We start from the raw sequence: 13600 nt of genomic DNA on the forward strand, positions 1-13600 counted from the left end.
CTGTAATACAGAATAAATCAAATATTTACGATAATTTTCTCACCATTTATTATAACCACAGATACTTCCGTTATTTAGGTTGTTGTTGTGTGACGCAGTGTATCATTCCTCCATTTTCATAGAGGTTTCTCACATCTATACCAACTACTGTTCTATCAGGGTATAGAGATTGAATAATCTTATTTGCCACTACATCATTAGGGTCATTGTAGTTAGGCACTAATACTTTAGTATTAGCGATATAATAGTTCACATAAGAACCTTTGTATCCTAAGTTAGTCCCATCAGTCTTTTCTACATTGTGTTTTGTCAAGGGAACTTCTACAAAATCATAAGTCTCTCCTTTCTTATTTTTAGCAGCATATAGCTTATCAATATCCTTAGGCTGTACATCAAACTCTAATAGATCCTCTTCATTCATGGTAACGATAGTATGCTTATTGCCAAAACGAGCAAATCCATCTATATGTTGATCAGTAAGCTCTAACCCAGGCTGTCCCTCTAGCCATATAAAATGTGTTACCCCTAAATACTTTGTAAAGATACTTTCTACTTCTTCAAGCGACATTCCAGGGTTCCTATTGTCATTAAGGATAGAGCTTTTACAAGCCATTAGAGTTCCGTTGCCATCTATTTCCACACTTCCCCCTTCATTAACCATCAACTTATTAATATCTACCACTTCTCTATTCTGTGCTCTGCCTATTTTCTCTGGGATAACATTACACTTAGAATACCCTATAGGCAGACCTGATACCTCATCTGTTTTTTCTCCCCATCCATTAAATCCCCAATCTTGTATAACTAAGTTTCCTTTCTTATCTTTTACATAAATAGGTCCATTATCTCTTGCCCACACATCGTCTGTCGGATAAAGGTAGAAGTCTATATTAGCCAATGGAACCTCAGCATCATTTAGCAAGTTAATAATCCTTGTCTTCTCTTTTTCATTATAAGCTATAATATGCACATTCTCGCTTGTCACTAAAGCCTTAGCCATCGCAACCCAAGTAGCATCAAGGCTATTTCTATACTTAACGCCATACTGATAATGATGAGGCCATTGTAACCAAGTACCTTCATGTTGTTCACTCTCTTCAGGCATTGTATATAGAATATCTGTATTCATATTATCTTCTTTCTTTTTATCTACACTAAAACATTCTGTAAGCACAGTCAATATTGCTAAAATCACGATCTTCTCCATTTGTTCAGTATTTGTTAGGTCTATGATTATACTTCTTCTTATCTGTTTTAAAATGCATATTACCTTCTGATAATTTAGATCCTTGTCTTATCATCATTCCATTGTAAACACAAGTATCATTACCACAATTATGCTTAGAGTAATCTCCAAAATTCCTATGTTTAATACGTTTATTAGCTAATATCTTTTGTTGATTACTTCTAATATCATCCCATATCCTATTTTTATCTCCATTAGTTAAGTCTAACCCTAAAGTAAATACTTCAAAATAAACTATAGGATCCTTTAATTGTAAGAATTCAAAGGTTTTTTGAAAGGTCTTATTAGCATATTCTCTAATAGCTACTTTATTTGTCACAGTCAACTTTTCATTCTCTAATATTGATTTATAAATCCCTAAAATATTAAAGTCTGTATATTTCTTATAATTATCTAGATAATAGAAATATTCCTTTACAGTTAATTGGTTGAATCTCTTTCCTATTTTCATAAGATAAAAGTAATAATTTAATCATCTCCTAAAACTAACTATATACTTTCTGGCCATTGTTGTTCTATGTGGTAATCGTATTGCATGATTTTAGATATTTTCTCTTGAATATCTTTACCACTATATTTCTCAACCATATATAGTGCTAAATCTATACCTGAAGTAATCCCTGAAGCTGTCAAAACTTGACCACTATCTACAAAACGTACATTTAATACAACTTCTGCTAGAGGTAAAGCATTCCCTAAACTCACTGCATCTAAATAATGAGTCGTAAACTTATGTCCATCTAATAAACCTGCATTAGCTAAGAAATAAGCTCCTGTACATACTGAAGTCATTGTGGTTCCCTTTTGTTTTTGTTTTTTTAAAAATCTTATAATTTCCTCATTCTTAGATAATGTCATAGCCACTTCTATCGGAGTTCCTGGTACTAATATAATATCAACTTCAGGCAAAGTCTTAAAACTGTACTTAGGCAGAATAGTCACAGTATTCTTCTCTGTTTCTATTAATTTACCTTCTTGAGAAAATAATAATAATTCATACTGATCATCTGTAAAACGATTAGCCTTAACAAAAACATCTGTAGGACCTGCAAAATCCTGCAGTTCCATTTCAGGATAAACGAAGATCCCTATTTTTATCTTTTCTTGTGCAAACATCATTGTTGTCAATAGGCAAAATACCCAAGTTAAATTAATTCTTAATTTCATATTGTTTGTTTTATATTTCAAAATTAAGACAGTGCTCTAAACTATCTGTTTTGTTATTTCGTTAGAATGTATTGACTTTCAATACTACTATAAATACTAATAAGCTCAATTAAGTTCAGTATTAAATGGTGTCTATTCAAAACTATTTACTGTTCATTCATAAAAATATAAAGTGTAAAGCCTCCTTATATATGTACTTTTGCTCAATGAATTAATTATACAATAAAATGAACTATCAGAAATTTGACATAGAGAATTGGAATAGAAAAGAACACTTCTATCACTTTAAAGATCAGCTAAGGTGCGGATTTAGCTTAACAACTAAAATAGACATCAGTCAAGTTATCCCTTTTATAAAAGAACATGGATATAAATTTTATCCAACTATTATTTATCTAATCAGTAAAGCTGTAAATAAACACCAAGAGTTTAAACTAGCGATGAAAGATAACGAATTAATTGAATGGGATACTGTTAACCCTGCTTATACTATCATGCATACAGAAACAGAGACGTTCTCTGAATTATGCTCGATGTACACTGATAATTTAAAGGTTTTTTTAAAGGAGTATGACCGAGTACAAGAAAAATATAAAGGTAATTATGCTATGTCTCCTCAAACTGGAATAGAGAATATTTTTCACATCTCAATGATTCCATGGGTAAGTTTTGATGGATTTAACCTAAATGTACCAGGTTTTGGAGATTACTTTGCTCCTATTTTTACACTAGGTAAGTACACTGTAAATAAAGATGAAGTTCTAATGCCTATCTCAATACAAGTACACCATGCAACATGTGATGGATTACATATATCTAAATTATTGAATAGTTTACAAGAGTATTGTAACAGTATATCAGAACTATAATAAAATACTTCAAAGGCATAATTCTATGTTTTTGAAGTATTATCGTTTTCTATACTCATTAGGAGTCTGTCCTATATAACGCTTAAAATAGCGACAGAATTGTGAAGAATCCGTAAACTCTAGTTTATCGCTAATCTGCTTAACAGATAAAGAAGTTGTCATAAGGTACTCTTTTGCCTTATTAATAACGATAAACCCAATCCAAGACTTAACAGACTTACCTGTTCTCTTCTTTATCAGAATACTTAAATGCTGAGCTGTTAGATGCAATTGTTCCGCATAGAAAGAAACATTGCGTTCTACATGCCCATGCTTATTCACTAACTCTAAGAAAGAATCCGTCACATCATTAATACGAGTCTTCTGTAAATTCTCCTTCTTAGATAGAGATAGATAAGACATTGCTACTGCTGTAATCAGTGAAAAAACAAGGTACTGTATCATTTGTTCAAGAAGTAAATTCTTAGCCTCTTGATAGTACTTTTTTATCAGATCTACTAACTCTCCTATTACCTGTTTATCCTGATCTACGGGATAGATAAGTAGAGAGTTCAATACCTCTGAATTATTGATAAACTCAGATAAAATAGTGTACTTCTCTATAAAGTCATAGGACATAATAAAGATCTCTGCCATAAAATCATCACTCCACTCTACCGGCTCTACATTCATCTCTGGTAATATAATTAAAGTTGCTCCCTGTAAAGCAGTATGCTCTTTATGATTAATCTTCATACGCAATGTACCCTGATTACAAAACACAAATATCAATCCTCTATATTGATACTTTTGCTCTAGAAACATCTTTAAATCCACAGACTTACTATCTAAAATAACCAAACCATCCATCTGTATAGGATATTCTATCCCATACATTTTTTGTAAATCTGATATCTGTAGAAGCTCTAACATCTTTTTTCTTGTAAAAGTATAAAACGAAAATCAGAGCTTCTGTTAAATTAAAAGCTTTGTTTATCGAATACTTAAAATGGCACATAAATCACTTAAAATAGCATATCCTTTACTCTACTCAATCTTCTAATTTCGCCCAATAAATAAACATCACAATGACTCCAACAACAACACAATCCAAAAAACAATACAACAGAATAAGGCTAGCTGTATCACTCTTCTTTTTTTCACATGGATTAATACTATCCTCATGGGCAAGTAGAATACCCTCCATAAAAACTCAGCTCAATATATCAGAAGCTGAGCTAGGTACATTACTTCTTTTAATGCCTATTGGACAGATCAGTACTATGCCCATTACAGCAAAACTAGTTGACAAATACGGCAGTAAAAGCATTGTCAAATATGGCTTCTTACTTTATCCATTGATTCTATTGATTATAGGACTATCAACATCTTACACACAACTAGCCATTAGTCTTTTCTTCTTTGGCATAGCAGGTAATCTATGCAATATTTCTATCAATACGCAAGGAGTGGAACTAGAATCATTAATGCATAAACCGATGATGTCATCCTTCCACGGAGCGTGGAGTATATCAGGTTTTGTCGGTGCATTGATAGGGCTACTAATCTTAAATTTGAACCTTACTACATTTACCCACTTCTCCATTATAGCAGTTATCATTGTTTTACTATGGGGAATAAATATTCCTTCTTTAATCACAACTTCTCCTATAACACCAACTTCTCAAGTCAAAGAGTCAATCTTTAAACACCTAGACAAAACATTAGTCTTATTGGGAATAATCGGGTTCTTAAGTATGGCTATTGAAGGAGCTATGTTTGATTGGAGTGGTGTATACTTTCAAGAGATTGTGAAAGCCCCAGAACAATTAGTCATTATCGGTTATACTTCTTTTATCTTGATGATGGCTATTGGTCGTTTTTTAGGCGACTATTTAATTGTCCGCTTAGGTAGACAGCGCGTCATACAGATCTGTGGTACACTGATGAGTACAGGGTTGATCATATCAGTATTCTTTCCTTCACTAGTCGTATGTACACTCGCTTTTATGATGGTAGGACTAGGTGGTTCATGTAGTGTTCCGACTATATATGGGGTTGCAGGAAAGCACAATAAAGTTAGCGCAAGTGTTGCTCTAACATTAGTCTCTACCATTTCCTTCTTTGGTTTCTTAATAGGCCCACCAGTGATTGGTTTTATAGCAGAAGTATTTGACCTAAGATATTCTTATTTCTTATTTGCCCTATTCGGAATTATTATGGTAATCATGGCAAGTCGCTTACGAATATTAAAAGAGAACTAATCTTCTTTATCTACTGCAAATTGAGAGGAATAATTTTAGGTAACTAGTAGCAGAGTTATCTACTTCATTACATACATTCTGTGCGTCAATGTATAGATGAAACTATCCAGCTTTCTACCCTATCTATATTACTCAATATACAACACACTTTTTATCTAGATCGCGTCATTCTATAAATCAAAAGTTAATCTTACAAATATAGGATGACGCAATTTATTGGTATGCTGATAACGAATAAAACAGGTAACAGAAGAAAACAAAACCACAAAAAAAGCTTATTTCACTCCCATACTGAACTACAAAAAACTACAAAAACCACCCATAATGACACAAAAAGACAAGTACTTCTCATTTTTGTGAATTTTTCAATACTTAAATCACAATATTAGAATTATTCTAAATAATATAAGTCTATTTAGAATTAATATAATTAACACTTAATTCAAAACACGCACATCTAACAATAACGTTAACAAAACACATCAATCTAATTTACAACAATTTAAACAAATAAAAGAGATAGCTATTTTTAACTAAATTTTAAATATTGAGATATTATATACATTTGCATCACTATTTAAATTAAGTCCAAATAATGAATACTATCTCTCATGTAGTAAAGTTGCTCTCACATAACTTTATTTACATATTTCTTCTCTTACTAGCAGGAAACAGTGTCGCCCAGAGTCATAAAACCTTCAAAGGCACTGTAGTAGATTCAGAAAATCACCCTCTTGAATTTGCATCTGTCATACTTGATAACAATGAAGTATACTACACCAATAGCAAAGGCCAGTTCTCTTTTACTACCAAAAGGGAGTTTGAAGCTTTTAGCATAAACTACGCAAACAAAAAGTCGTTATTTATCACAGATTTAAAGACTTATAATACATACAACCACTACTTCTTATTAGTGGATCTATCCATTACATTAGAAGAGATCAACATTACTTCTCCCATACATAAAGCACAGTCAGGATCTAACTCTGCCATTGTCATTGACAAAGAGAAGATTAGCGAAGCTCAAGCTTTTAGTTTAAAAGACGTACTTAATACCCTTCCAGGACACGCTACTGTAGCTCCTAATCTAAATACAGCGCAAACCATTAACCTAAGAGGTGCAAGTTTTGACAAGATGACTGGAGGTACACTACAGCAAATGAACAACTCTTTTGGAGTAGCCATTATCGTAGATGATGTAACTATTTCCAATGATGCTAATATGCAAACTAGAAGTTTAAATCAGTTTGGACTAATCAATTCGTCTAATACTGGAAGCATCGCTAACCTTACCTACCAGGGAGTTGATTTACGTGAAATCCCTGTAGAGAACATCGAAAGCATAGAAGTAGTACAAGGGGTAGCCTCTGCCAAATATGGAGAACTTACAGACGGTGCAATTATCATCAATAAACAGGCAGGTAAAACACCTTATAGCTTTACTACTAACATCAATAGAGGAGCTACGTCTTACAGTTTGTCTAAGGGATTTGGACTTCCTAATAAATGGGGAGCTCTAAACCTATCGATGAACTATTCGAAGAGTAATAACGATCCAAGAGATAATATCAAAGAGTACAATCGCATCAGTCAAAGCATCTTGTGGACTAAATCATTTAGCCCACGCATTAAGAATAACCTTAGCTTAAGCTTCAGCAAGCGATTAGACGGTGTACGCGAAGATCCAGATGACCAGCAGAGCCGCAAACTTAAAGCTACGGATGAATTCTTTAGATGGTCTAACAGAACTAGCATTCAATTCAAGTCTAGGATAATCAAATCACTAAATCTAAACATCAACGGTTCTTATGGAATAAGTAATACTTATAACCAAGAACGCATTAATAAAGGTCCTTTTCCTATCGCTAATAAAGACACCACAGGAGTCTATGAAGGGTATTATGTAGATGGTCGATACATCGCTGTCGAAGAGATACAAGGGAGACCTATTAGCTTAGGATCTACATTAAATATCTCGTCTGATGCCTTTGGAAACAAGTTTGAACACCTGATTACTGCAGGAATGTCTGTCAACTATCACGACAACTTAGGAAAAGGAACTATCTATAAAGCAGACCAACCTCGTTGGTTTCAGAACAGCAATCAAAACGAACGTCCTTATGACTTTAGAAGAAATGAAGGTCAAGTAAACTATGGTATATATGTGATGGATAACTTTAAGTCTTATCTGTTTAGCAAACCACTAGATGGAAACATAGGTTTCCGCATGGACGTACAGAACGGAAAAGTGAGCTACCAACCCAGAATAAACGTAGCCTACCAGGTATCTCCTAACAGCAGATTTACCATCGGATATGGTATTTCTACTAAGGCTCCGTCACTAGCCCACCGCTACCCCGCTCCTATCTGGTTAGACTTCCCATTGTTAAACTATTTTGACGATTCTAATATTGCCAATAGTTTATACCTAGTCAAAACAGTTAAAATAGAATCAGATAACAATCATCTTAAACCCTCTACTTCATCACAGTTTGAGCTAGGATATACGTTTAACAACAAATTTTTATCCAATAGTTTCTTTGGATACTTTAAAGATAACAAAGACGGTTTTGGTGTTAAGCAAGAGTACTTCCCTATCGACGTACCTGAATACAAAGTAGTCGGAACACCCGAAAAAGGAAAGCCTATACAGTATGAAGCTACAGGTAACTTTAAGACTTTGACTAATTACAGTATCAGACGCATGACAAATAGTGTACGCTCTAAGTCTTTTGGTTTTGACTGGACAGTTTCTACACAGAAGATAAAACCTCTAAACATGTATTTATCTCTGTCTAATAGTCTTTCGTACAGCGAATATTACGATCAAAACCCAACGTATAACGAAGTCACAGAAGAGAGCTATAAACAGGACTACGGCGTGTATTACACAGTGTTTTACCCTAATAAGACCAAGTCCCTTTCGTTGATGAGTAAGTTGAGATTGACCTATCACATCCCTAAGATTGGATTTATCGTAACGATGAACAGTGATATATTCTGGTTTAGAAAGAGCTTTAATACAGAGCAGAAATATGCTAATGAATACCTAGATATCGCTATGCAACCGATTAAAGTAGAACTTCCCGAGGATATTAAACAGACCATCTCTACTGCAGGGAGCAACTATGAACAACCGACATTCTATGTAATCAACCTAAACGCCACTAAAGAAATACGAAAAAACATAAGAATAGGGATCAACACCTATAACTTCTTTAATATCAGAATAAACAAAGAGAAAAAACTATCTGATGGAACTAGATCTATAATCAACTATAATGCTCCATTCAGTATCACAGGATCAATATCAATTAAATTTTAACCCACAATGAGAAATACTTTACTTTTAGCCATTGTCTTTATCTGCACCGTTTTTACAACGAGCTGTAGTAAAGACGACAACTCTAGCGATTTTGCCAATACCTTAAATGTCAAGTTCGTCGCTGAAGTTTCACAAGAGAATACTAACCTGACTATCCCATTAGAAGGAACTTCTATTGAATTTACCAATAGAGCCAATGGAAATAAAAATACCGTAACCCTAGATAAACAAGGGATTGCTGCTGCCAATTTAAGAGTAGGAAGTTATAATATCATAGCCAAACTTACCATGACTAAGCAGGCGTATAACCAACTGATTGACTCATCTAACAGCAAGGAAGAAAAGATCGAAGAAGACAACATTACCTTCACCGCGAATATAGACAACCTAACTGTAGCTAATGCAGAAGATATCAAGATTGTACTAAAGATGAATAAAGCGAGTCAGTCTGGCCTAATCTTTAAGCAAATATTCTATGCTGGTTCAAATCTTCAAGATGGTTCTGGATATAGGGACCAATTCCTTGAGATTTATAACAACAGTGAAGAAACTTTATATGTAGATGGTATTGTATTAGCTATGTTACACAACACGACGAATAGCCAAGCTACAGGACCAGACGATATAAGCTACCTTCCTTCTCGCCAATACGACTGGACTAAAGCAGCCGAAAACAGCGGAAAAGGAGATTTAAACAAAGACTATGTCTATGCCAAAAAAGTATTGCAATTCCCAGGTACAGGTACACAGTACCCTATCGAGGCAGGTAAGAGTATGATTATTGCTTCTACAGCTATTGATCACACTAAAAACTTTATTATAGGTAAACCATCAGAATTCGTAGATCCTAATAAAACTGTTGATTTAAGTAAAGCTGACTTTGACGTTTACATCCTTGACTACTTACAGAGAGAATACGGTATAGATATCACACAAGCCAAATACCGTTATAACCTAAACACACTTGGTACAGCGAAGATGAAAGTTATCAAAGCACAACAGAGCGATTTAGCTATGCGCTTCGCTACAGATGACGGAATACTATTAATACAACTACCTAAAGACATCGTTGTAGAATCATTTCCAACAGTTAAAGCACCTAAGAAAAACGACTCTACACAGTGTGTGAGAATACCAGTAGAGTACATCATTGACGGAGTACAGGTAAGACACTCTACAGATAGCCGTGTAGCACCGCGTAAAGTACCTGAATCAGTAGATAGAGGTAGTGCATACGCTCCTAATGGTACATACTCTAGCCAATCTCTATTGAGAAAAACGAGATATAAACTAAGCAATGGACGCCGTGTGTTACAAGACACAGATAACTCTACAGAAGACTTCGTAGTTCTAGAAAAACCAGTTGTATCAAAAGGGGATGACTCTTTCACTAATTAATCCATGAAAGCATTATATATCTTTATAATTCTATTTTTCACCCAAATGCTAAATGCTCAGAGCCATTCTGAGCATTTAGACCTTTGGTTAATTCAGAAAAATAAGCGCACCTATGTTCCTGAGCATATCTTGTTTCTCAATCAACAGACACAAGAGTACGGTCGCCTAGCTATAGATTACACTAAAACCTCTGGCGAGTACAAAAAAAGTCAAGAGGCAGAGAACAGTAATGACTTTAAATTCTCAGCAGAGGGATTCGCTGACATCTATAAGTTTAAAGCCTATGGTAACTTTAGCTATGCCAAGACTTTTGAGAACAAACTTGCCAATGATTTAAGAGGAAAGAAAGACATCTTTAATCCCTTTTACTTCTATGCGAACCATCCCAATAACTTTCAGAATCAGCAATATTTTGCCAATACCATGTTTAGCTATGAACTAGTTAACAAGAAACTATTTGTCGGCTTTGGTATTGACTTTGATTACAACTGGACTACGGGTAACAATGACCCTAGACCTGACGTAATTAACTACTTCATTCGCTATAAAGGAGATATTGCCTGGCAATTAGACAAGCACTCTATTGGGCTTAGAGCCACTTATGGCAAGGTTACAGAAGAGAACAACATCATGTATAAGAACAATGAATACAAGAGCAGTAACAAATACAAAGACCGCTTTCTTAATATCAGTTTAGGATATGGAGATATTGTACTAAGTGACCAGAACCTATTGTTAGACCGCAAGGCTAAGGAGAACACCTATACCCTAGCTCATCAATATACAGGTAATCAACTAGAAGTAGCGACATTAGCCAAGATAAGCTCGTACGACGAAAACTCAGAACTAAATAAGTACAAACAGAGCTTTGATGTCTACAATAGATTTAAGAACAAACAGCTTACCCTACAGAGTATGCTGACTTATACCCCTACTGACCACCGTCAATATCAGTTAAGCGTCAAGTATAACAACTACGATGGCAAGAATCTAAGACAGATAGAAGGACTTAATTATAAAGTAGATCACTACAATGCCAATGCCCAACTATTAGCCTCGTTTTCTATGCTATTTAGAGACACCGATGTACAGCTAGGGCTAGACCACACCCTGTACTCTACAGTACGTCGAGACTATGCCATAGGCGTTTATAGCAATGAAAAGCAATTGTTAAACAAAGTAATTATCAACACCATCTGGGATAAAAAAGATCATTTTTACCAAGTCAATGTCACTCCTTTATATAGAGTTAAACTAGTCAATGATTTGACCATTCCAGAGACTCAACACACCAACTTCACAGACCAAGTAATTATACCTAATCATCAGTATAACAACAACAATGCTTTAGGAGTACAAGGTGAGGTCGGTTATGGAAACAAAACCTGGTTAAACCAATACAGTCTATATTTCGCTATTTCTGGTCACTACCTTCAGTCTGACGGATTAGACAGAAGTAGCCTTAATCTAAGTTTAAAATTATACCTATAATGAACAGGGCTATCTACCTTGCTATACTACTAATTACCCTATTATTTTTAAGTTTTCACAGATTAGATCACACTTATTCTGAATACCAATCCATAGAAGACCTACGTCGCGACTATCAGCGTCCTAGTGCCCTATGGCCAGCTCCTACCTTAGACAGTACAGCTGTATTTACAGAGCTAGGAGCTATACTATCACCACTAGTACTAACAGAGAAAGAGCAACCTATTGCTGCCTTGGGCAAGATGTTGTTTTATGACCCTCGCCTATCCTCTTCTAATCAGATCTCTTGCTCTACCTGTCATATTGATACAGCCCACTGGGCAGATAAGCAGAGCTTAGCCGTAGGACACCAGGGACTAGTAGGCACGCGCAATACCCCGAGTATAGAGAACGTCTGGATACAGCGAGAGCTTTTCTGGGATGGTAGAGCCAATAGCCTACAGGAACAACAGATGATGTCTATCGAAAATCACATCGAAATGTTTCAAGACATTGACGAACTCCCTGCTAAGATCACTGCCATTAAGGGGTATAAGAAACACTTCAAAAAAGCCTATGGCAATAGCACTGTCACTAAAGACAGAATACTAGATGCCATCGCCTTATTTCAGAAGACCATTGTTTCTAATCCTACTCCATTTGATGCCTTTATGCAGGGGGATTATACCCAGCTAACTGATCAGCAAGTACACGGATTACACCTATTTCGAACCAAAGCCAGATGTATTAATTGCCACAGTGGCCCTTACTTCACCGATCTACAGTACCACAATGAAGGGTTTACCTTTTATAAGAGAAAGAGAGAAGACCTAGGCCGATATAACGTTACCCATAAGGCAGCTGATGTCGGTAAAATGAAAACGCCAGGACTGCGCAATGTATTACACACAGGACCGTGGTTTCACCAAGGCATTTTCCCTAATATAGAGAGTGTCATCGGTATGTATAACGCAGGAATGAATACTCCTTTTCGAAGAGAAGAGTATAAACACGATACCCTATTCCCTATCACTTCTCCATTGATCAAAAGATTAGGACTGACCAAAGAAGAACAACGCGCTATCATAGCCTTCTTAGAATCTTTATCTTCTGAACCGATGTTAATCGAAAAACCAAAGCTGCCGAAGTAGAGAGAGAAAAGAAGGAAGAATGAACAAGGAGGAATGTTTACCTTAGTCAAAAAGAAGATAACAAAGACAAAATCACAACTAAAGGACAAACACCATTCGTCAAAATTAACATTATACTTTAAGCTATATTTAAGCACATTGCTGAAATTTGACATTTCTTATTTTGAAATTTTTCGTAATTTGCGTCCAAACACAAAAACAGATGAAAATACACTTCACTTACATACTATTTTTTATTTTATTTAGTGCAAATACCTTTGCTCAGAAGCTAGAACTGTACACTAATGACGGTAAAGAAGAATACCTAGGCTGCCTAAACTGTGATGCTAAAGATGCTAATTCGATATGGAATAGCTATGGCAACTACGGAAATCTATACAGCCAAAAATCTATTTGGAATAAGTATGGTATTTTTGGAGATCAGACAAGCAGCTATTCTCCTTGGAATATCCATGCAGACAACCCTCCTATAGTGAAGAAAGATGGAGTAATGTATGGATACTTCACTACGAATAAGCACTTCGTAGGTAAGCGAGTTGAAGTAGAACTTACCAAAATGTTATTTGACTACTACCTAGATATTAAAGAAGATCCTAGTAAGTGGAATAAAAACCACGATGTAGCCAAATCTAAGGAAATAACTAAATCAAAAGAAGCTCCTAAACTAAAAGAAACTGTAAAGAAATAATATAAAGCGATTGGTAAAACCAATCGCTTTTTTAGTTTTTAAG

11 protein-coding genes are annotated in these 13600 nt (G+C 35.1%); 7 read left to right on the forward strand and 4 right to left on the reverse strand.

All coding sequences use genetic code 11. The features are described 5' to 3' along the window. Nucleotides 1-70 precede the first annotated feature (70 nt). From BMX53_RS07010 to BMX53_RS07020, 3 genes are read right to left on the reverse strand one after another with little or no spacing between them, the layout of a single operon-like run. On the reverse strand, nucleotides 71-1207 hold the full coding sequence (locus tag BMX53_RS07010) for an agmatine deiminase family protein (protein WP_074745335.1): 1137 nt from the start codon (nucleotides 1205-1207) through the stop codon (nucleotides 71-73). 4 nt (nucleotides 1208-1211) lie between these two features. Continuing rightward, nucleotides 1212-1697 carry a hypothetical protein gene (locus tag BMX53_RS07015; protein WP_074745337.1) on the reverse strand — a complete coding sequence of 162 codons (486 nt, stop codon included), beginning with the start codon at nucleotides 1695-1697 and terminating at the stop codon, nucleotides 1212-1214. A gap of 38 nt (nucleotides 1698-1735) precedes the next feature. Beyond that, entirely contained in the window at nucleotides 1736-2413 is a 678-nt protein-coding gene (locus tag BMX53_RS07020; RefSeq protein ID WP_074745339.1) for a DJ-1/PfpI family protein, read from the reverse strand. A 227-nt stretch (nucleotides 2414-2640) separates the two neighbouring features. Here BMX53_RS07020 and BMX53_RS07025 point away from each other — a divergent pair, with 227 nt between their 5' ends. Next, a complete protein-coding gene (locus BMX53_RS07025; protein ID WP_074745341.1) occupies nucleotides 2641-3282 on the forward strand; it encodes a CatA-like O-acetyltransferase in 642 nt (213 codons plus the stop codon). 39 nt (nucleotides 3283-3321) lie between these two features. Here BMX53_RS07025 and BMX53_RS07030 read toward each other — a convergent pair whose 3' ends face one another. Then, nucleotides 3322-4194: a helix-turn-helix domain-containing protein gene (locus BMX53_RS07030; RefSeq protein ID WP_074745343.1), complete on the reverse strand. Its 873-nt coding sequence runs from the start codon at nucleotides 4192-4194 to the stop codon at nucleotides 3322-3324. Between the two features lie 155 nt (nucleotides 4195-4349). Between BMX53_RS07030 and BMX53_RS07035 the strand changes: the two genes are divergently transcribed. The 6 genes from BMX53_RS07035 to BMX53_RS07060 all read left to right on the forward strand — a co-directional run bounded on the left by BMX53_RS07035 (nucleotide 4350) and on the right by BMX53_RS07060 (nucleotide 13557). Then, nucleotides 4350-5525 carry an MFS transporter gene (locus tag BMX53_RS07035; protein WP_074745345.1) on the forward strand — a complete coding sequence of 392 codons (1176 nt, stop codon included), beginning with the start codon at nucleotides 4350-4352 and terminating at the stop codon, nucleotides 5523-5525. Nucleotides 5526-6120: 595 nt separating this feature from the next. Beyond that, nucleotides 6121-8850, forward strand: coding sequence for a TonB-dependent receptor domain-containing protein (locus BMX53_RS07040; RefSeq protein ID WP_074745347.1), 2730 nt, complete (start codon nucleotides 6121-6123; stop codon nucleotides 8848-8850). A gap of 6 nt (nucleotides 8851-8856) precedes the next feature. Next, nucleotides 8857-10248, forward strand: a complete 1392-nt coding sequence (locus tag BMX53_RS07045; RefSeq protein WP_074745349.1) for a DUF4876 domain-containing protein — start codon at nucleotides 8857-8859, stop codon at nucleotides 10246-10248. A gap of 3 nt (nucleotides 10249-10251) precedes the next feature. Further along, nucleotides 10252-11739, forward strand: a complete 1488-nt coding sequence (locus BMX53_RS07050; RefSeq protein ID WP_074745351.1) for a DUF6850 family outer membrane beta-barrel protein — start codon at nucleotides 10252-10254, stop codon at nucleotides 11737-11739. Then, entirely contained in the window at nucleotides 11739-12869 is a 1131-nt protein-coding gene (locus BMX53_RS07055) for a cytochrome-c peroxidase (RefSeq protein WP_074745353.1), read from the forward strand. The genes BMX53_RS07050 and BMX53_RS07055 overlap by 1 nt, the downstream gene beginning before the upstream one ends. A 202-nt stretch (nucleotides 12870-13071) precedes the next feature. Continuing rightward, entirely contained in the window at nucleotides 13072-13557 is a 486-nt protein-coding gene (locus BMX53_RS07060; protein WP_063176075.1) for a hypothetical protein, read from the forward strand. The last annotated feature ends 43 nt before the right edge of the window (nucleotides 13558-13600 follow it).

Source organism: Myroides marinus (genome assembly GCF_900109075.1).
Taxonomy (GTDB): domain Bacteria; phylum Bacteroidota; class Bacteroidia; order Flavobacteriales; family Flavobacteriaceae; genus Flavobacterium; species Flavobacterium marinum_A.

Excerpts from the sequence above, each read along its gene's own strand:
- BMX53_RS07010 (WP_074745335.1), bottom strand. The coding sequence starts at position 1,207 with ATGGAGAAGATCGTGATTTTAGCAATATTGACTGTGCTTACAGAATGT.
- BMX53_RS07015 (WP_074745337.1), bottom strand. The coding sequence starts at position 1,697 with ATGAAAATAGGAAAGAGATTCAACCAATTAACTGTAAAGGAATATTTC.
- BMX53_RS07020 (WP_074745339.1), bottom strand. The coding sequence starts at position 2,413 with ATGAAATTAAGAATTAATTTAACTTGGGTATTTTGCCTATTGACAACA.
- BMX53_RS07025 (WP_074745341.1), top strand. The coding sequence starts at position 2,641 with ATGAACTATCAGAAATTTGACATAGAGAATTGGAATAGAAAAGAACAC.
- BMX53_RS07030 (WP_074745343.1), bottom strand. The coding sequence starts at position 4,194 with ATGTTAGAGCTTCTACAGATATCAGATTTACAAAAAATGTATGGGATA.
- BMX53_RS07035 (WP_074745345.1), top strand. The coding sequence starts at position 4,350 with ATGACTCCAACAACAACACAATCCAAAAAACAATACAACAGAATAAGG.
- BMX53_RS07040 (WP_074745347.1), top strand. The coding sequence starts at position 6,121 with ATGAATACTATCTCTCATGTAGTAAAGTTGCTCTCACATAACTTTATT.
- BMX53_RS07045 (WP_074745349.1), top strand. The coding sequence starts at position 8,857 with ATGAGAAATACTTTACTTTTAGCCATTGTCTTTATCTGCACCGTTTTT.
- BMX53_RS07050 (WP_074745351.1), top strand. The coding sequence starts at position 10,252 with ATGAAAGCATTATATATCTTTATAATTCTATTTTTCACCCAAATGCTA.
- BMX53_RS07055 (WP_074745353.1), top strand. The coding sequence starts at position 11,739 with ATGAACAGGGCTATCTACCTTGCTATACTACTAATTACCCTATTATTT.
- BMX53_RS07060 (WP_063176075.1), top strand. The coding sequence starts at position 13,072 with ATGAAAATACACTTCACTTACATACTATTTTTTATTTTATTTAGTGCA.